This is a genomic window from Streptomyces sp. NPDC014882 (assembly GCF_043081325.1).
Classification (GTDB): Bacteria; Actinomycetota; Actinomycetes; order Streptomycetales; family Streptomycetaceae; genus Streptomyces.
The window spans coordinates 316395-334918 of the sequence record NZ_JBIBWL010000005.1; the positions used below are offsets into that span (position 1 = coordinate 316395).

At 72.3% G+C, this 18524-nt stretch carries 18 protein-coding genes; 8 read left to right on the plus strand and 10 right to left on the minus strand.

Annotation, left to right across the window (positions count from 1 at the left end; translation table 11 throughout):
- Positions 1 to 34: 34 nt before the first annotated feature.
- Positions 35 to 454: a hypothetical protein gene (locus tag ACF09K_RS15050; protein WP_392243643.1), complete on the plus strand. Its 420-nt coding sequence runs from the start codon at positions 35 to 37 to the stop codon at positions 452 to 454.
- Positions 455 to 529: 75 nt separating this feature from the next.
- Here the strand turns inward: ACF09K_RS15050 and ACF09K_RS15055 are convergent, their stop codons facing one another.
- From ACF09K_RS15055 to ACF09K_RS15065, 3 genes are all read right to left on the minus strand, one after another.
- The gene (locus ACF09K_RS15055; protein WP_392243644.1) at positions 530 to 1276 is read right to left on the minus strand and encodes a DUF6227 family protein; all 747 of its coding nucleotides are present in this window, start codon (positions 1274 to 1276) and stop codon (positions 530 to 532) included.
- Positions 1277 to 1469: 193 nt separating this feature from the next.
- Complete coding sequence (locus ACF09K_RS15060) at positions 1470 to 2717, minus strand: Ig-like domain-containing protein (protein ID WP_392243645.1); 1248 nt, start codon at positions 2715 to 2717, stop codon at positions 1470 to 1472.
- A gap of 176 nt (positions 2718 to 2893) precedes the next feature.
- On the minus strand, positions 2894 to 3964 hold the full coding sequence (locus ACF09K_RS15065; protein WP_392243646.1) for a P1 family peptidase: 1071 nt from the start codon (positions 3962 to 3964) through the stop codon (positions 2894 to 2896).
- 194 nt (positions 3965 to 4158) lie between these two features.
- Between ACF09K_RS15065 and ACF09K_RS15070 the strand changes: the two genes are divergently transcribed.
- Positions 4159 to 4341, plus strand: coding sequence for a hypothetical protein (locus tag ACF09K_RS15070; RefSeq protein ID WP_392243647.1), 183 nt, complete (start codon positions 4159 to 4161; stop codon positions 4339 to 4341).
- Between the two features lie 46 nt (positions 4342 to 4387).
- Here the strand turns inward: ACF09K_RS15070 and mscL are convergent, their stop codons facing one another.
- From mscL to ACF09K_RS15100, 6 genes are all read right to left on the minus strand, one after another.
- Positions 4388 to 4858 (minus strand): large conductance mechanosensitive channel protein MscL, encoded by a 471-nt coding sequence (gene mscL, locus ACF09K_RS15075; protein ID WP_392243648.1) that lies wholly within the window; start codon positions 4856 to 4858, stop codon positions 4388 to 4390.
- Positions 4859 to 4996: 138 nt separating this feature from the next.
- On the minus strand, positions 4997 to 5593 hold the full coding sequence (locus tag ACF09K_RS15080; RefSeq protein ID WP_392243650.1) for an RcpC/CpaB family pilus assembly protein: 597 nt from the start codon (positions 5591 to 5593) through the stop codon (positions 4997 to 4999).
- Positions 5594 to 5971: 378 nt separating this feature from the next.
- Positions 5972 to 6805, minus strand: coding sequence for an S-methyl-5'-thioadenosine phosphorylase (locus ACF09K_RS15085; protein WP_392243652.1), 834 nt, complete (start codon positions 6803 to 6805; stop codon positions 5972 to 5974).
- Positions 6806 to 7020: 215 nt separating this feature from the next.
- Positions 7021 to 7335 carry an FmdB family zinc ribbon protein gene (locus ACF09K_RS15090; RefSeq protein WP_392243654.1) on the minus strand — a complete coding sequence of 105 codons (315 nt, stop codon included), beginning with the start codon at positions 7333 to 7335 and terminating at the stop codon, positions 7021 to 7023.
- Between the two features lie 67 nt (positions 7336 to 7402).
- Positions 7403 to 8713, minus strand: coding sequence for an MFS transporter (locus tag ACF09K_RS15095; RefSeq protein WP_392243655.1), 1311 nt, complete (start codon positions 8711 to 8713; stop codon positions 7403 to 7405).
- Positions 8714 to 9050: 337 nt separating this feature from the next.
- Positions 9051 to 10607, minus strand: coding sequence for a potassium/proton antiporter (locus ACF09K_RS15100; RefSeq protein ID WP_392243657.1), 1557 nt, complete (start codon positions 10605 to 10607; stop codon positions 9051 to 9053).
- A gap of 217 nt (positions 10608 to 10824) precedes the next feature.
- Here ACF09K_RS15100 and ACF09K_RS15105 point away from each other — a divergent pair, with 217 nt between their 5' ends.
- Complete coding sequence (locus ACF09K_RS15105; RefSeq protein WP_392243659.1) at positions 10825 to 13665, plus strand: penicillin acylase family protein; 2841 nt, start codon at positions 10825 to 10827, stop codon at positions 13663 to 13665.
- Between the two features lie 113 nt (positions 13666 to 13778).
- Here the strand turns inward: ACF09K_RS15105 and ACF09K_RS15110 are convergent, their stop codons facing one another.
- Positions 13779 to 14396, minus strand: a complete 618-nt coding sequence (locus ACF09K_RS15110) for a 5-formyltetrahydrofolate cyclo-ligase (RefSeq protein WP_392243661.1) — start codon at positions 14394 to 14396, stop codon at positions 13779 to 13781.
- 93 nt (positions 14397 to 14489) lie between these two features.
- Between ACF09K_RS15110 and galU the strand changes: the two genes are divergently transcribed.
- The 5 genes from galU (at position 14490) to ACF09K_RS15135 (ending at position 18516) form a co-directional block, all read left to right on the plus strand.
- Complete coding sequence (galU, locus tag ACF09K_RS15115) at positions 14490 to 15401, plus strand: UTP--glucose-1-phosphate uridylyltransferase GalU (RefSeq protein ID WP_392243663.1); 912 nt, start codon at positions 14490 to 14492, stop codon at positions 15399 to 15401.
- Positions 15398 to 16720 (plus strand): gephyrin-like molybdotransferase Glp, encoded by a 1323-nt coding sequence (gene glp / locus ACF09K_RS15120; RefSeq protein WP_392243665.1) that lies wholly within the window; start codon positions 15398 to 15400, stop codon positions 16718 to 16720. Before galU ends, glp begins: the two co-directional genes overlap by 4 nt.
- Positions 16721 to 16826: 106 nt before the next feature.
- Positions 16827 to 17339 carry a cyclic pyranopterin monophosphate synthase MoaC gene (gene moaC, locus ACF09K_RS15125; RefSeq protein WP_392243666.1) on the plus strand — a complete coding sequence of 171 codons (513 nt, stop codon included), beginning with the start codon at positions 16827 to 16829 and terminating at the stop codon, positions 17337 to 17339.
- Positions 17336 to 17851 carry a molybdenum cofactor biosynthesis protein B gene (locus ACF09K_RS15130; protein WP_392243668.1) on the plus strand — a complete coding sequence of 172 codons (516 nt, stop codon included), beginning with the start codon at positions 17336 to 17338 and terminating at the stop codon, positions 17849 to 17851. The genes moaC and ACF09K_RS15130 overlap by 4 nt, the downstream gene beginning before the upstream one ends.
- The gene (locus ACF09K_RS15135; RefSeq protein ID WP_392243942.1) at positions 17848 to 18516 is read left to right on the plus strand and encodes a GNAT family N-acetyltransferase; all 669 of its coding nucleotides are present in this window, start codon (positions 17848 to 17850) and stop codon (positions 18514 to 18516) included. Before ACF09K_RS15130 ends, ACF09K_RS15135 begins: the two co-directional genes overlap by 4 nt.
- Positions 18517 to 18524 lie beyond the last annotated feature (8 nt).

Below are 18524 nucleotides of genomic sequence, written 5' to 3' on the forward strand. Positions count from 1 at the left end.
GGACCGTGACGTATCTCGGTGTCTACTGGTCGGTATGCCCGAGCACCTCTCGATACCCCACCCGACGGGCGCGGCGGCCGTCGCCCTCGCCGTGGCGGGAGTCGCCTGGCTGGTCGCCATGATCGTCCTGCTGCGCCGCGGTCTTCCGGGCGCGGGCGCTCGGGGTTCCCGCGCCGGCGCCCGGCGCACACGCCGCCCGGCCCCGGGCGCGACGCGCCCCGATCCCGACGAGACACGCCCGGACGCGACAAGCCCGAGCCCGGACGCGACAAGCCGGGACAAGGGCGTACGCCGTCCGGGCCGCGCCCGTCGGCCACGCCCGCCGGCCGGGCGGGCCCTCCCCGCCGTCCCGCTCCAGGGACAGGACGGGCCGCACCGGGAGGCCGTCGAGCTCACCCCGGCGGAGCGGGCCGCCTTCGAAGGACTCGTACGCCGGCTCGGCGGCGACCGCTGAGGACGGACCCGTGTGCCCCGGGCGGGCGCCGCGGGCCGGTCGGCCCGGCCCGCTCCGGTCGGCCCGCCCCAGCTCTCAGGAGACCTGTGCCGCCCGCCGCTCCATCGCCTCGCGGGCCGCGTCCTCGGTGGGATACACCTCGCACATGTGCCGCCCGTCGGGTGTGGCCGTGTGCTCGACCTCCCAGAGGGAGATCTCCCGGCCGTCACGGAGCAGGAACGCGTGCTCGTACAGCGCGAAACCGAGGCCGATGCGCCCCGCGCGGCAGGGCCGGCCGAAGGCCTGGATGATCTGGTGCGCGAAGGCCGACCGCAGCAGCGCGGCCGTGTCCGCGCCCGGCCGGTCCGCGTTCTCCGCGCGGCGCAGCAGCCGGCGTGCGTGATCGGCCGAGTCGTCCGGAACGTACACGTGCCGGGGAGCGGGGACCGGCGCCAGCTGGACCAGCACCGGCAGTTCGAAGTCCGGCGCGTCCGCCGGGAGCGGCAGCCGGGCCGTGGCGGCCCGCAGCTCCTCCTCGTCGACGTACACCTCGTGCTGCGGCTCGCTGCCGGGGGTCGGGTTGTGGACCAGCTCCCACAGGGTGAGTGCGGAGCCGTCCGACAGCAGCCAGGTGTGCCGGTACGTCTCCCGGTGCAGACCCGCGCTGTGGTGCGCGGAGTGCAGCGAGCTGTCGTGCGCCAGGGCGCAGTCCAATCGTCTGACGCACTCGTCGGGCAGTTCGAACGAGTTCAGGGCGCGGCCGAGGAGCCGCGCGAGGTGCTCCTCCGGAGTCTCGGGCGACTCGGCCGCTTCGTGCGCTGCCGTCTCGTACGGAACGCTCAAGGTTTCTCCCGGCGTCGCTGCATGTCACCTTGTGGGTGCATACCGTAGCCCCTCGGTCGGACATCGTGTCCGGGAACCGAGAAAACGTACGCCGGGAAAACGCGGAAGCCGCGCGAGAAGTTCCCGCGCGGCCCGATGATCCGTCAGAAACCGCCGGTCGGGGACCCCTTCCGCCGCAACGGGGCCCCGTCCGTCAGGCCGTGCTTCCCGTGCTTCCCGTGCTTTCTGCGGGTCCCGCGATCCACTCGCTCCAGGGCAGGTTCCACCCGTTGAGGCCGTTGTCCGGGGCGACCGCCTTGTCGGGGGAGTTCTTCACGACCACGACGTCGCCGACCAGGGAGTTGTCGTAGAACCACTTGGCGGGGGTGTCGCCCTGCGCGCCCCGCACGTCCGCGAGCCCGACGCAGCCGTGGCTGGTGCCCTCCCGGCCGAAGGGCGGATTGCCCTGGTTGTACCAGTAGTTGCCGTGGATGAAGGTCCCGGACTGCGTCAGGCGCATCGCGTGCGGCACGTCCGCGATGTCGTACTCGCCGCCCAGGCCGACCGTCCGGCTGTTCATGCGCGTCTGCGTGAACTTCTCCGTGATCACCATCTGGCCGTTGTACGTCGTGTGCTGGGCGCTGCCCGAGGAGATCGGGACCGTCTTCAGCGTCGTCCCGTCCCGCACCACCGACATGGTCTGGGTGCCGACGTCGACCGTGGAGACCTGCGAGCGCCCGATGGCGAAGGTGACCGTCTTCTTCTGCACGCCGCGGACGCCGTCGGCGCCCCGCACACCGTCCAGGTCGATCTTCATCGTGACCTTGGAACCGGCCTTCCAGTACTCCTCCGGCCGGAAGTCGAGCCGCTGCGACCCGAACCAGTGCCCGACCACCTTCTGCCCGCTGCTCGACGAGACCGTGATGTGCGACTGCACGGCCTTCTTGTCGTCGATGGCCTTGTCGAAGGTGAAGGACACCGGCATCCCGACCCCGACCGTCGTGCCGTCGTCCGGCGTGTACGTCCCGATGAAGCTGTCGGCCGGGGACACCGTGGTGAAGACCGAGTCGGCCGCCACCGTCCGGCCGTTCGCGCCCTTCGCGGTCGCCGCTATCTCGTACTTCGTGCCGCGCTCCAGCTGCTCCTTCGGCTTCCAGCTGCCGCCGTCCGCCGCCAGCGAGCCCGCCACGACCTCCTGCGTCCCGGCCACCGTCATCCGCACGGTGGTCAGCCGGCCGTCACTCACCTTCACGCCTGTGTTGTTGATCGACGCCCCCGTCGACCCGTCCTCGGCCGAGATGGTGATCCTCGCGGTGGCCGTCCCGGAGGAGTCCTTGCCTCCCTTGCCCTTGTCGTCCTCGGCGTTGGCGCTGCCGCCGCAGGCGGTCAGGGTGAGGGCGCCGACCACCAGGGCGGCACAGGCCCCCAGTGTGCGCCGCGCTGTTTTGTTCGGCGTTGTCACGGGCTGCTCCAGCTTCGTGTGATGTGCGGGGTCTGCTCCAGTACGCCGGGGAAGAGGACCGCCACGGCCGCCGGGGTTCCCGCCGTCCGCTCCTGAGCCCGTCGCGTGACAGAACCGGGACAATGACCCACGCGGGCCCCACGTCGTGACGACCCGCGGGGCCCCTTCCGCCGGTCCTACCGTTCTCCGTGCGGCTCCCCGTACAGCTCCCCGTACGACGGCCACGTCCCGCCGGCGCCCGTCACCGGCTCCGCGGCGCGCACGGCCCGCACGATCGCCCGCGTCACCGTGTCCGCGCCCGCCGCGAGGACGTCGTTCAGGGCGAGCGGATGCGCGGTGCCGGCCGGGCCGGTGCCCAGCGGCCGGGTGCCGGTCGCCAGCGCGAAGACCGTGTCCCCGTCGTGCAGCAGGTGCACCGGCCGGACGGCGCGGGCGATGCCGTCGTGCGCCGTGCCCGCCAGCTTCTGCGCCTGTGCCTTCGTGAGGTCCGCGTCGGTCGCGACCACCGCGAGGGTCGTGTTCAGCGGCGGGGGCGCGCTCCTGGCGGCGCTCTCCGCCAGCCGCCGACGGGCGGCCTCGTGCACCCGCGTCCGCGGATACCGCACCCGCCCCTGGAACAACTCTCCGTACAGCACGCCCGTTTCGGGGTCCATGACCGAGCCCGCCGCGTTGGCGACCACCAGCGCGGCCACCGTGACGCCCGAGTCGAGCACCGTGGCGGCGGTGCCGACCCCGCCCTTCATCGGGCCGACCGCGGCGCCCGTCCCGGCACCCACACAGCCCTCCGGCACCCGGGCACCGGGCCCGCTCGCCGCGGCCGCCTCCACCGCGGCCCGGCCCAGCGCGGCGTCCGGCCGGGCCCGGAAGTCGCCGCCGCGCCCCAGGTCGAAGACACACGCGGCGGGCACCACCGGCACGACGTGCGCGGGGTCCGCGCCGACCGGCACCCCGCGGCCCCGCTCCTCCAGCCAGGCCATCACCCCGGACGCCGCGTCGAGTCCGTAGGCGCTGCCGCCGGTCAGCACGATCGCGTCCACACGCTGCACCACATTGCGCGGATCCAGGGCGTCGGTCTCCTTGGTGCCGGGACCGCCCCCGCGCACGTCCACGGCGGCCACCGCCCCGCCCTCCGGCGCGAGGACGACCGTGGTGCCGGTCAGCCAACCACCACCGGTACGACCGGCATGCCCCACGCGCATCCCCGCGACATCGGTCAGACCACCGACTGCCAGAGCGTCAACTGTCATACGCCCCAGTCTCGCGCGCCGCCACCCACCCGGCCGCGCCCCACTCCCGCGCCGGCTCCCCACTCCCGCTTCCGCTCCTGCTCCGCCGCGCCCCTACCCCGTCCCCGGCCCCGTCCCCGGCCCCGTCCCCGGCCCCGTTCCTGCGCCGTCCGGGCTTCCGTCCCGGTCCGTGCCAGGGGCCGTACCCTGGAGGCATGAGCACCCCCGCCGCCCCCGAGCCGCGCGAGCCCAAGGCCGCGCTCGTCTTCGACGACCCGCTGGACCGGCAGTCCTCGGACGACACGGACCAGGGGTGGGGCGAACGGCCGGGATCCGGCGTGGACGGTGCGGCCGACCTCAAGCGCTTCCTCGACGAGAAGCCGCCCCACCACATCTGAACCCGGTGGAGCGGGACCGCCGCCCCCGGCTTCCCGCACAGGACCGCTACGGCTGCCGCTCGCCGTGTCCGGAGCCGCGCTGGGCGACCAGGGCGTCGCGGATCTCCTTGAGCACCTCCAGCTCGGTGACCTCGATGATCTCGTGCGTGCTCTCCTTGGCCTTCCTGCGGGCCTCCATCCTCGCCAGGTACTTCGACATCGGCAGGACCATCAGGAAGTAGACGACGGCCGCCGTGATCACGAAGGTCAGGGTCGCGCCGAGCACGGAGCCCCAGAGGATCCGGACGCCCGTCGCGGTGTCGCCGGTGCCGGTGCAGGGGCCCTTGAGGCAGGAGCTGTAGCTGTCCAGGTTCTTGGTCCCGACGGCCCCGACCAGCGGGTTGATGACCCCCTTCACCACCGAGTTGACGATGTTCGTGAAGGCCGCGCCGATCACCACCGCGACTGCCAGGTCGACGACGTTCCCGCGCATCAGGAAGGCCTTGAAGCCCTGCAAGACGCTCGTCTTCTCGCTCACCTAGGTGACACTCCTCACATGTACAGGTTGTGGAACAAACAGCTCCGCAACCTACGTCACCCGGATGAGGGCGTGTCCAATTCGGTGACTCCGACGAGGGGCGGGGCGGCGGGTTCCTCCCCGGGCGGGCGGTGAGGCTCACCACAGGGTCACCGCCAGCCGGGCCGTGGTACTCGCGCCCGCGAGGCGGGCCGCTGTGGACCGGGGCACGGACAGCACGACCAGCGCGCCGTCGTCACCGCCCTTCCCCACGCCCCAGGCCGTGCCCAGGTCGGCGCTCCGTTCCGCGCCGTCGTCACCGGTGCCGCCCCGGTCGGCCGACGGCTCCGGCACCCTCGTCACGAGCGCGCCGCGCGCGACCACCCGGGCCTCGCCGTCCCGCGCGGCGGGCCGCTCGGCGGGGTCGACCGCGATGACGTCCACCCGGTCACCGGGACGCAGCAGCCGGACGGTCGCCGCGTCGGCGATCCGTACCGGCGCCCGCACGCGGCCGGCGGTGCGACGGCCGCCGGAGAGGGCGCGCGCCGACGACTGCGCGCGGACGTGGGCGCCCCCGCCCGCGGGGGAGCCTCCCCCGGGGTGTCCGCGAGCCGTGTCGCCGTCGCGCGGGCCCGCCGCCACGAGTGCGGCGGCCGTGACCGCGAGGCCGACCGCGAGAGCCCGCCTCCGGGTCCGTACCAGCAGGCGCATCCGGTGCAGCCCGCCCCGCACCCGCACCGGAGCGAACTGCGGCACCTCGCACGAGGGAGGCACGGGCAGGGACGGGGACGGAGGCGTCGCGACGAACGGAGGCGGAGGCGTTCCGAGGAAAGGAGGGGCGTGAAGAGAAGGAGGGGCAAGGGGAAAGGAAGGGGAAGGAACGCGAAAGGACAACGGGATCACCACCAGCGACGACGGGACGAGCCTGCCCGTCCACGATGGGCCCTGCCGCCGCCGCCCGCCCGAACCGGTGGATCACCGCCCGTCTGTGGACAACCGCCTCACCCGAACGACGAGTTCCGCCCCTCCCGCCGGAGCCCGGGGATCCCCTCCCGCCGGAGCCCGGGGATCCCCAGGTCTCAGGTCTCAGATCTCAGGTCCCAGGGATCCCCAGGTCCCCAGTGGCTCCGCCCGCTACGGCAGTTCGAATCCCGGATTCAGCCCACCCAGCGCGTTCACGCACAGACAGTTCCGCTCCTCGGTGGCGGGCAGCGCGGCCACCGCGTCGAACAGGACGCCCCGCAGCCGGTCCACGTTGGCCGCGAACACCTGCAGCACCTCCTCGTGGGAGACGCCCTCGCCCGTCTCGGCCCCCGCGTCCAGGTCCGTGACCAGCGTCAACGACGTGTAGCAGAGTTCCAGTTCACGGGCGAGAGCCGCCTCGGGGTGGCCCGTCATGCCCACCACCGACCAGCCCTGCGCCTGGTGCCACAACGATTCCGCGCGGGTGGAGAAGCGCGGTCCCTCGATCACGACGAGCGCTCCGCCGTCCACCGGCTCCCACTCCCGCCCGCGTGCCGCCTTCAGCGCGGCCGAGCGGCCGGTGGGGCAGTAGGGGTCGGCCAGGGACACGTGCACCACGTTGGGCACCGAGCCGTCGGGCAGCGGCAGCCCGTCGAAGTACGTGCCCGGCCTCGACTTCGTCCGGTCGACCAGCTGGTCCGGCACCAGCAGCGTCCCGGGGCCGTACTCGGCGCGCAGACCGCCCACCGCGCACGGGCCGAGGACCTGGCGCACGCCGACCGAGCGCAGCGCCCACAGGTTGGCCCGGTAGTTGATCCGGTGGGGCGGCAGATGGTGGCCGCGGCCGTGCCGGGGCAGGAAGGCGACCCGCCGGCCGGCGATGTCGCCGAGGAAGAGGGAGTCGCTGGGCGGCCCGTAGGGGGTGTCCACCTGGATCTCGGTCACGTCGTCCAGGAACGAGTAGAAGCCCGAGCCGCCGATTACGCCGATCTCTGCGTTCACCATGACCAGCACAGTAGCGGGCGTCACCGGCGCCCCGGATCCGCCTCCGGAATCCCCGCCGCTCTCCCCGCCACCGGCCGCTCTCGCCACCCACCGCTCGGCTCCCCCGCCACCGGCCGCTCTCGCCACCCACCGCTCGGCTCCCTGGGCGGGCGGCCGGTGGCGCGGACGCACCGAGGACCCCGCCGTCGTACGACGGCGGGGTCCCGGAAGGGGTCTTACGCGGCGGAGGTGCCCGCCGAGGTGCCGGAGCCGGCCGGCTTCGAGTCCGAGGAGGACGCCGAAGACGTGGTCGAGGACGCCGAGGACGCCGACGACTTGGACGTCGAGGACGCCGGCGAGCTGCTCGACGAGGAGCCGCGGCTGTCGTTCCGGTAGAAGCCGGAGCCCTTGAAGACGATGCCGACGGCGGAGAACACCTTCTTGAGGCGGCCACTGCAGTTGGGGCACTCGGTCAGGGCGTCGTCGGTGAACTTCTGCACCGCCTCGAGGCCCTCGCCACACTCGGTGCACTGGTACTGGTAGGTCGGCACTGTCTTCCTCCTGGCACTCTCACTCAATGAGTGCTAACGACGGTCCATACTGACGCATTCCCCGGGTTCAGTCCACTGTGACCGGCGAGCGGTGACCGACGCCACGTGCGACGGTGCGTCCCCGCGGGCGCGCCACCAGCCGCGAACGCAGCGCCAGCAGGGTCCCCAGGGCCAGGGCCGTACCGGCCAGCGGCACCAGGAAACCCGCGCCGCCCCAGAAGCGGTCCTCCAGCTGACCGGCGGCGGTGACGGCCGCCGCCTGGCCGAGCGCCACCGCGCCGGTGAGCCAGGTGAACGCCTCGGTGCGCGCGCCCGCCGGGACCAGGCTCTCGACCAGCGTGTAGCCGGTGACCAGCGCGGGCGCGATGCACATGCCGACCAGGAGGCCGAGGCCGGCCAGCAGCGGCACGGAGTGCGCCGCCCACAGGCCGGACGCCGTCAGGGCCAGCGCCGCGTATCCGACGACCAGACGGTGCTGCGGGGACGCCTTCCAGGCGACGGCGCCGCAGACCAGACCGGAGATCATGTTGCCGGCGGCGAAGGTGCCGTACAGGACGCCGTTCAGGCCGGGCTCGCCGATCGACTCGGTGAACGCGGCCAGCGAGACCTGCATGCCGCCGAAGACCGAACCGATGCCGAGGAAGGCCGCGATCAGCACGCGCACCCCGGGGATCCGCAGGGCGGAGGCGTGTTCCACGCGCGCGTGCCCGTCGACGGCGACCGGCGGCTGGGTGCCCCGCTGCGCGGCGAACAGCAGACCGCCGAGCAGGGTCAGCGAGGCCTCCGCCACCAGTCCGGCGGCCGGGTTCACGGCGGTGCACAGGGCGGTCGCGAGGAGCGGGCCGACCACGAAGGTGAGCTCGTCCGTGACGGACTCGAAGGCGGCCGCCGTGGTCATCAGGGGCGAGCCCTTCAGCTTCACGCCCCAGCGGGCCCGCACCATCGGGCCGACCTGCGGCACCGAGGCGCCGGTGGGCACGGCCGCCGCGAACAGCGCCCACAGCGGGGCGTGGGCCAGCGCCAGCGCCGTCAGGGCCAGCCCGGAGGCCGCGTGCACCAGGACGCCGGGGACCAGGACGGCGCGTTGGCCGTGACGGTCGGCGAGGCGGCCGGTGAAGGGCGCGCACAGCGCCATGGAGACACCGGTGACGGCCGCCGCGGCGCCCGCCGCGCCGTAGGAGCCGGTGGTGTGCTGCACCAGCAGCACGATGGAGAGGGTGAGCATCGCGAACGGCTGCCGCGCGGCGAAACCGGGCAGCAGGAACGTCCAGGCACCGCGGGTGCGCAGCAACTGCCCGTACCCCGGGCGGGGCGAGTCCGACGAGTCCGGCGAGGCCGATGGGTCCTTCGACGGCTCGGAGGTGACCGTGGATGCCACGGCCCGTGCCTTTCCGCCGCCTGGTAGCGCGACCCCTCGTGTGTCCGGGTGGCGCCGAGAGCTGTCCTCTTGCGCGCACTGCGGTAGATACCGGCGCCCACCCGGGAGGTGTTCCGGCCGCCATACGGTCGCGCCAGCTCTGCGTCAGGCAGAGTTGGTTCGATCAAGGTGTGCCTTCATCGTACAGGGATCACCGTCCGCCGTACCTGTGAAAGTGAGCACCATGGGCGGCCACACCTCCGAATGAAGGAGGTGTGAACGGTGCGAAACCCGCACTTAACGTGCGCCGTTGCGCGCTCCCGCCGCCGGAGCACACCCTCGCCGCCGGAGCGCGCCCTCACCGGGCGTCCGCGCCGTCCGTTCCCAGCCAGTGGGCCAGTTTGCCGCCGTGGCTCACGGCGCGCAGCCGTCGCTCGGCCGCGTCCCGGACCGGGTCGGTGGCGACGACCAGGAGCTCGTCGCCGCGCCGCAGCACCGTCGTCGGCAGCGGCACGAAGGAGGTGCCCTCGCGCACGACGAGGGTGACGGCCGCCCCGGCGGGCAGCCGCAGCTCGTTGACCTCGACGCCGTGCATCCGGGAGCCCTCGGGGATCGCCACCGACAGCAGGTGCCCGCGCAGCCGCTCCAGCGGCGCCGACTCGATGCCGAGGTCGGCGGCCTCGGCCTCCTCGCCCAGGCGCAGCTTGCGGGCCAGCCAGGGCAGCGTCGGCCCCTGGATCAGGGTGTAGACGACGACCAGCACGAAGACGATGTTGAAGATCCGGCGACTGCCCTCGATGCCGCTCACCATGGGGATCGTCGCCAGGATGATGGGGACCGCGCCGCGCAGTCCGGCCCAGGACATGAGCGTCTGCTCCTGCCAGGGCACGCGGAACGGCGTCAGGCAGAGCACGACGCTCAGCGGGCGCGCCACCATGGTCAGCACCAGGCCGATGACGAGCGCCGGAACCACGTCGTCGCCCAGTTCGTGCGGGGTCACCAGCAGGCCGAGCAGGACGAACATGCCGATCTGGGCGATCCAGCCGAGTCCGTCGGCGAAGCCGCGGGTGGCGGGCCAGTGGGGGAGCTTCGCGTTGCCCATGACCATGGACGCCAGGTACACGCCGAGGAAGCCGCTGCCGTGCGCCATGGCGCCCGCCGCGTACGCCGTGACCGCGATCGCCAGGACGGCGATCGGGTAGAGGCCGGAGGCGGGCAGGGCCACGTGCCGCAGTCCCCACGAGCCCAGCCAGCCGACCGCGAGGCCGACGGCGGCGCCGATGGCCAGCTCCATCGCTATCTCGCCCAGCAGCACGTACCAGTGCTCGACGGGACCGGCGGTCGAGAAGGCGACGACCAGGATGACGACCGGGGCGTCGTTGAAGCCGGACTCGGCCTCCAGGGTGCCCGTCACGCGCGCGGGGAGCGGGATCCTGCGCAGCACGGAGAAGACGGCCGCCGCGTCCGTGGAGGACACCACCGCGCCGATGATGAGCGCCTGCCGCCACTCCAGCCCGACGAGGTGGTGGGCGGCCGTGGCGGTGACGCCGACGCTCACCGCCACCCCGACCAGCGCGAGCACGGAGGAGGACGGCAGGGCCGGCCTGATCTCCTTCCACTTCGTGCCGAGGCCGCCCTCGGCCAGGATCACGACCAGGGCCGCGTAGCCGATGACCTGGGTCATCTCGGCGTTGTCGAAGTGGATGTCGCCGATGCCGTCCTGGCCCATGAGGACGCCGATGCCGAGGTACACGAGCAGGCTGGGGAGCCCGCTGCGCGAGGAGACGCGGACCGCCGCGACGGCGACGAGCAGGACGAGCGAGCAGACGAGCAGGAGCTGGTTGAGGTGGTGGACAGTCAGCGGCGGTTCCCTTCGCTGGCCCGCGCGTCTCACGCGCGGGACGCATACGTACATCGGACACGAAGCGGTGGCATCACGGATCCGATTACTTCGTTACCTTACCTAATTCTTGACGATTTCTTGACGCTCGCCGTCGGGAGATCGAACGTCCTTGCGTGCCGGTTGCCGACTCCGCGTCAAGTGGCGCGGACCCCTGCGCCTATGGTTGCTCCAGCGCTCATTCACAGTCATGGCCCGACCTGCCGCTCGCGTTAGGACAGCAAGGACAGCGATGCCCCCCAACACCACCGCCACAACGGGTGACAAGCCCGCCGAGTCCGGCAGGAAGAAGGGGCGCAAAGCCCGACTTATCGTTCTCGTCCTGGTTCTGGCCCTCATAGGGGGCGTCGCGTACGGCGGTTACTGGTCCATCAGTACCGTCCGCGCCTCGTTCCCGCAGACCAAGGGCTCGATCACACTCGACGGCCTGTCCGGGCCGGTGGACGTGAAGCGGGACGGCTACGGCATCCCGCAGATCTACGCGTCCTCCGACGAGGACCTGTTCATGGCGCAGGGATTCGTCCAGGCGCAGGACCGGTTCTACGAGATGGACGTGCGCCGGCACATGACGTCCGGCCGCCTGTCGGAGATGTTCGGCAAGAGCCAGATCGACAACGACGAGTTCCTGCGCACCCTCGGCTGGGACCGGATCGCCGAGCAGGAGTACGCCAAGGAGCTCTCGGCCGACACCAAGAAGTACCTTCAGGCGTACGCCAAGGGCGTCAACGCCTACCTCCGGGGCAAGGACGGCGAGGACATCTCGCTGGAGTACGCGGCGCTCGGGTTCACCAACGACTACAAGCCCGCCGAGTGGACGCCCGTCGACTCGGTCTCCTGGCTGAAGGCGATGGCCTGGGACCTGCGCGGCAACATGCAGGACGAGATCGACCGCGCCCTGCTGACCAGCCGCCTCGGCCCGCAGCAGATCGCCGACCTGTACCCGCGGTACCCGTACGACCGCAACAAGCCGATCGTCCAGGAGGGCCGGTACGACGAGCTGTCCGAGACGTTCGAGCAGAGCGGCTCCGGAAGCTCGGACGGCTCTGCCGGCTCCGGGGATACCGGCTCCTCGGCGGACGGCTCCTCGGCGGACGGCACGACCGGCGGCACCGGTTCCGGCTCTGGCACCGGCACCGGTTCCGGCACCTCCACCGGTACGTCCGGCTCGGCTCTGGAGAGCCAGCTCGCGGGCCTCTACGACGTCCTCGACGACCTGCCCACGGCGGTCGGCGTGAACGGCAACGGCATCGGTTCCAACTCCTGGGTCGTCGGCGGCGAGCACACCATCACCGGCAAGCCGCTGCTGGCCAACGACCCGCACCTGTCGGCCTCGCTGCCGTCCGTCTGGTACCAGATGGGCCTGCACTGCCGCAAGGTCTCCGCCACGTGCCGGTACGACGTCTCCGGCTACACCTTCGCGGGCATGCCCGGCGTGGTCATCGGCCACAACGCGGACATCGCCTGGGGCATGACCAACTCCGGCGTCGACGTCACCGACCTCTACCTGGAGAAGCTGTCCGGCGACGGCTACCTCTACGACGGCAAGGTCAAGCCCTTCCTCACCCGTGAGGAGACCATCAAGGTCGCCGGCGGCACCGCGAAGAAGATCGTCGTCCGGCAGACCGAGGACAAGATGCCCCTGCTGTCCGACCGCGACGACGAACTGGTCAAGGTCGGCAGGAAGGCCACCGTCGACGACGGCGCCCCCGACCGCGGCGACGGCTACGCGGTCGCCCTGAAGTGGACGGCGCTGGAGCCGGGCAACACCATGGACGCCGTGTTCGCCATGAACAGGGCGGCCGACTGGGACGACTTCCGCAAGGCGGCCGAGAAGTTCGACGTGCCCTCGCAGAACCTCGTCTACGCCGACACGAAGAACCACATCGGCTACCAGCTGCCCGGAAAGATCCCCACGCGCGCGAAGGGCCTCGACGGCCGGGTCCCGACCCTGGGCTGGGAGTCGAAGAACAAGTGGGGCGGCTACCTGGACTTCGACCAGCTGCCCTACGAGTACGACCCGGAGCGCGGCTACATCGTCACCGCCAACCAGGCCGTGGTCGACCCGGAGAAGTACCCCTACACGCTCACCACGGACTGGGGCTACGGCACCCGCAGCCAGCGGATCACCGACCTGATCAAGCAGAAGATCAAGGGCGGCGGCAAGGTCTCCACCGACGACATGCGCCAGATGCAGACGGACAACACCAGCGAGATCGCGAACATGCTGGTGCCGACGTTGCTGAAGATCAACCTGGACGACGCGGACGTCCGTGAGGCACAGGAACTGCTCCAGGGCTGGAACCGCACCCAGGACGCCGACTCGGCGGCGGCCGCGTACTTCAACGCGGTGTGGCGCAACATCCTCAAGCTGGCCTTCGGCCACAAGCTGCCCAGGGAACTGCGCGTCGAGGGCCAGTGCCTGTGGGTCGACCCGGTCGACACCACCGGTCCGGTCGACGACAAGGACAAGGTCCGCGAGTGCGGGCAGCGCGACGGCGACCAGGCGCAGCCGGACGGCGGCGACCGCTGGTTCGAGGTCGTGCGCAACCTCATGGAGAAGCCGGACAGCGACTGGTGGACGACGCCCGAGGCGGGCACCCGCCCCAGTGCCGAGAAGGACCGTGACGCGCTGTTCGAGCGCGCCATGATCGACGCCCGCTGGGAGCTGACCGCCAAGCTCGGCAAGGACATCGACTCCTGGAGCTGGGGCCGGCTGCACCGCCTGTTCCTGAAGAACCAGACCCTGGGCACCAGCGGCCCCGGCTTCCTCCAGTACGTCCTCAACCGCGGCCCGTGGAAGCTCGGCGGCGGCGAGGCGGCGGTCGACGCGACCGGCTGGAACGCCGCGGGCGGCTACGACGTCGTGTGGGTGCCGTCGATGCGGATGGTGGTCAACCTCGACAACCTCGACAAGTCGAAGTGGATCAACCTCACCGGTGCCTCCGGACACGTCTTCAGCGCCCACTACACCGACCAGACGGACAAGTGGGCCAAGGGCGAGCTGCTCGACTGGTCGTTCAAGTCCAAGGCGGTCGACGACAGCACGGTCGACACCCTCGTGCTGAAACCGTGAACCGGTGAGCCGGTGAACGGCTGAAGGGGCCCTCCACGCGCGCGTGGAGGGCCCCTTTCCGATGCGCGGCGTCCCCGTCCGCCCCGCTGGCCCCGTTCGCGTTCCGTCCGCCGTCAGCCGGTGAAGCGCCGCACCCCCGACGGCGTCACCACGGCGTCGACCGGCCGGTCGTGCGGCTCCTCGGGGAGGTGACCGACGACCTCGGCGTCGTACAGCAGCACCAGCAGGGAGGGATCCGCGCCCGCGCGTTCCAGCCGCGCCAGCACGCGGTCGTACGACCCGCCGCCGCGGCCGAGGCGCATGCCGCGCGCGTCGACGGCGAGACCCGGCAGCAGCACCACGTCGGCGTCCGTCACGGCGTCGGGTCCCAGCCGCTCGCCCGCGGGCTCGAAGAGGGTCATCCTCCCGCCGTGCCGGACCCGCGCGAGGGAGCCCTCGCCGGTGTAGGCGCCCCAGTCGAGGTCGTTGTCGGGCAGCAGCGCGGGGAGCAGGACCCGTACGCCCCGCGCGAGCAGCGCGTCCAGCAGCGCGAGCGTGCCCGGCTCGCTGCCCACGGAGACGTACGCCGCGACGGTCCGCGCGGCGGTCAACTCCGGCATCCCCAGCGCGTGCTCGGCGATCAGGGTGGCGGTCTCCCGCAGGTCGTCCGTCGTCAACCTGTTCCTCACCGTGAGGAACTCTCCCCGCAACGTACGTTTGTGAGACTCTGCTCCGCCTTCGGTGTGGCTCATGTGTTGCTCCCGCGCGATCCTCGTACGCTCATATGATCATGAATTAACCGGAGCTACAGATACCTCACATAGCCACCGGATAAGGTTCCCGGCATGACTCAGTCGCACCCCAGGATCAGCAAGGCTGTCATCCCCGCAGCCGGCCTCGGCACCCGGTTCCTGCCGGCGACCAAGGCCACTCCCAAGGAGATGCTGCCGGTCGTGGACAAGCCCGCGATCCAGTACGTGGTCGAGGAGGCCGTCGCCGCCGGCCTCGACGACGTCCTCATGATCACCGGACGCAACAAGCGCCCGCTCGAGGACCACTTCGACCGCAACTACGAACTGGAGTCGGCGCTTCAGAAGAAGGGCGACGCCGCCCGCCTCGCGAAGGTCCAGCAGTCCAGCGACCTGGCGACGATGCACTACGTGCGACAGGGCGACCCCAGGGGACTCGGACACGCGGTGCTCTGCGCGGCCCCGCACGTCGGGCAGGAGCCCTTCGCCGTCCTGCTGGGCGACGACCTGATCGACCCCCGCGACCCGCTGCTCCAGCAGATGATCGAGGTGCGGGAGCGGCACGGCGGCAGCGTCGTCGCCCTCATGGAGGTCGCCCCCGAGCAGATCCACCTCTACGGCTGCGCGGCCGTGGAGGACACCGCGGACGGCGGCGTCGTCAAGGTGACCGGCCTGGTGGAGAAGCCGGAACCGGCGGACGCCCCGTCGAACTACGCGATCATCGGACGCTACGTCCTCGACCCGGCCGTCTTCGACATACTCCGCCGGACCGAGCCCGGGCGCGGCGGCGAGATCCAGCTCACCGACGCCCTCCAGCAGCTCGCCCAGGACGAGAAGGCCGGCGGCCCGGTGCACGGCGTCGTCTTCACGGGCCGCCGCTATGACACGGGCGACCGCGGCGACTATCTGCGTGCCATTGTCAGACTCGCGTGCGAACGTGAGGATCTGGGACCGGACTTCCGTTCCTGGCTTCGCCGTTACGTCACCGAGGAGATGCAACAGCCTTGAGCACCGCCGCGCCCCGCACCGCCGGACAGGACCGTCTGTGGTCGGTGGACGAGCACCTGGAGGACATCCTCGCCGCCGTCCGCCCCCTGGAACCCATCGAGCTGCGACTGCCCGATGCCCAGGGCTGCGTCCTGGTCGAGGACGTCACGGTCCCCCTCTCGCTGCCGCCCTTCGACAACAGCTCGATGGACGGGTACGCGGTGCGGGTCGCGGACGTCGCGGGCGCGAGCGAGGAGTACCCGGCCGTCCTGGAGGTCGTCGGGGACGTCGCCGCCGGCCAGGCCGGCCTCCTGCACGTCGGGCCCGGACAGGCCGCCCGGATCATGACCGGGGCCCCGCTGCCGTCCGGCGCCGAGGCCGTCGTCCCGGTGGAGTGGACCGACGGCGGCCTCGGCGAGGGCCCCGTCGACGGGATGCGCGCCCGCAGCCTCGCCCCCGAGCAGGCCTCGGGGCAGGTCCGCGTGCACCGCTCCGCCGAGGCACGCGCGCACGTGCGCGCCAAGGGCAGCGACGTGCGGGCCGGTGACCGCGCCCTGGAGGCCGGCACCGTCCTCGGCCCGCCGCAGATCGCCCTGCTCGCCGCCGTCGGACGCGGCACGGCCCGGGTCCGCCCGCGCCCGCGCGTCGTCGTCCTGTCCACGGGCAGCGAACTCGTCCAGCCCGGCGAGGAACTGCGCGAAGGCCAGATCTACGACTCCAACAGCTTCGCCCTCACCGCCGCCGCCCGCGACGCCGGCGCCATCGCCTACCGGGTGGGCGCGGTCGCCGACGACGCCGAGACCCTGCGGTCCACCATCGAGGACCAGCTGGTCCGCGCCGACCTGGTGGTCACCACCGGCGGCGTGAGCGTCGGCGCGTACGACGTCGTCAAGGAGGCCCTGTCGCACGTCGGGGACGAGGACGAGGCGGGCAGCGGCATCGACTTCCGCAAGCTCGCCATGCAGCCCGGCAAACCCCAGGGCTTCGGCTCCATCGGTCCCGACCACACCCCGCTGCTGGCCCTGCCCGGCAACCCGGTGTCGTCGTACGTCTCCTTCGAGCTGTTCGTGCGGCCCGCGATCCGCACCCTCATGGGACTCACGGACGTCCACCGGCCCACCACCCGCGCGAAGCTCGTCGCGGACCGGGCGCTGTCCTCGCCGAAGGGGCGCCGGCAGTTCCTGCGCGCGACCTGCGCCGGGGGCACCGTGCGCCCGGTGGGCGGCGCCGGCTCGCACCTGGTCGCGGCCCTCGCGCACGCCGACTCGCTGATCGTCGTCCCCGAGGACGTGGAGTCCGTGGAGCCGGGGAGCGAGGTCGAGGTCGTGCTGCTCGGCTGAGGCACTCGCAGGGCGGGTCCGCGGGCCGGTCCTGGTCCGCCGCGGGCCCCCGCATGGGGGTACCGTGTCGCGCACCACACGCCCGGACCGGGAGCACCACACCACCATGACTGTGCCTTCCCGGGGGAAGACCCCCGGACCCCCTGTGCAGGACCGACTGACGCACGTCGACGAGGCGGGCGCCGCCCGCATGGTCGACGTGTCCGGCAAGGACGTGACGGCGCGGACGGCGCGCGCCAGCGGGCGCGTCGTCGTCTCGCCCCGCGTGGTCGAGCTGCTGCGCGGCGAAGGGGTTCCCAAGGGGGACGCGCTGGCCACCGCCCGGATCGCGGGCATCATGGGCGCCAAGCGCACGCCCGACCTCATCCCCCTGTGTCACCCGCTGGCCGTCTCCGGTGTGAAACTGGACCTGTCGGTCGCGGACGACGCCGTCGAGATCACCGCCACGGTGCGGACCACGGACCGTACGGGCGTCGAGATGGAGGCCCTCACCGCGGTCTCCGTCGCCGCGCTCACCGTGATCGACATGGTGAAGGCGGTCGACAAGGGAGCGGTCATCACGGACGTGCGGGTCGAGGAGAAGACGGGCGGCAAGTCGGGCGACTGGAGCCGGTCGTGAGCGCCGCGCCGTACCGCGCGCTGGTCGTGACGGCCTCCAACCGCGCCTCGGCCGGTGTCTACGAGGACCGGGGCGGCCCACTGGTCGCCGACGGCCTCACGGGCTTCGGGTTCGCCGTCGACGGGCCGCGGGTCGTGCCCGACGGGGACCCGGTGGAAGCCGCCCTGCGCGCCGCCGTGGCGGCCGGCTACGACGTGGTCGTCACCACCGGGGGAACCGGCGTCTCGCCCACCGACCGCACCCCCGAGGCGACCCGCGCGGTCATCGACCACGAGGTGCCGGGCATCGCGGAGGCCATCAGGGCGTACGGCCGGGACAAGGTGCCCACCGCGGCGCTGTCGCGGGGCCTCGCCGGCGTGGCGCAGCGCACACTGATCGTCAATCTGCCGGGCTCCACCGGCGGGGTCAGGGACGGGCTGGCCGTCCTGGAGCCCCTGCTGGTGCACGCCGTGGACCAGCTCCGCGGCGGTGACCATCCCGGACCCGGCGCCGGCCCCGGGGGTGCGAGCTGAACAGCCCTTCCTGGCCCGTCGAACTGACGGAGGGCGACGTCGTCCTGCGGCCCATAAAGCTGCGCGACCAGCGGGCCTGGCGCGAGGTCAACCGGCGCAACCGGGACTGGCTGCGCCCCTGGGAGGCGACCATCCCGCCGCCCGCGCCGAGCGGGCCGGTCACGCACCGGCCGACCTACCGGCAGATGGTCCGCCATCTGCGGTCCGAGGCGAACGCGGGCCGGATGCTGCCGTTCGTCATCGAGTACCAGGGGCGGCTGGTCGGGCAGTTGACGGTCGCCGGGATCACCTGGGGGTCCATGTGCTCGGGGCACGTCGGCTACTGGGTGGACGAGTCGGTGGCCGGCCGCGGGGTGATGCCGACGGCCGTGGCGATGGCCGTGGACCACTGTTTCCGCAGCGTCGGGCTGCACCGCATCGAGGTCTGCATTCGCCCCGAGAACGGACCCAGCCGCCGGGTGGTGGAGAAACTCGGATTCCGCGAGGAGGGGCTGCGGCCGCGTTATCTCCACATCGACGGGGCCTGGCGCGACCACCTCGTGTTCGCGCTCACGGCCGAGGAGGCGCCCGAGGGGCTGCTGAACCGCTGGCGGCGCAATCGTCCACGCAGCGCGCCCCGTGACCCGCGGAACATCCACGGGAATCCCGCGAACCCCGGAAATTGAATAAATGT